The sequence below is a fragment of the Planomonospora algeriensis genome (assembly GCF_977012225.1).
Genome location: NZ_CDRNDK010001205.1, coordinates 1 through 213, shown reverse-complemented (window position 1 = coordinate 213; position 213 = coordinate 1). Strand labels below are relative to the sequence as shown.

General features: G+C 67.6%; 1 protein-coding gene. It reads right to left on the bottom strand.

The features are described 5' to 3' along the window. On the bottom strand, positions 1-213 hold a 213-nt coding region (locus ACWJ6R_RS38435), incomplete at both ends, for an AMP-binding protein (RefSeq protein ID WP_449066861.1).

Here is a 213-nt window from a genome sequence, read left to right as displayed (position 1 = left end):
ACGGCGCGTACGTCACATGCACCGTCGTCTCAGTGATCCCGTACATGTTCACCAGGGAGACGCCCCGGCCATGCCAATCCGCGAGGCGGGAGACCTCCAGCGCCTCGCCACCGAAGATCACATAGCGCAGGTCACCGAGATCGCGGGCGGCGGGCGGGAGCTGGTAGAAGGCCGACGGGGTCTGGTTCAGCACCGTCACCCGCTCCCGCTCCA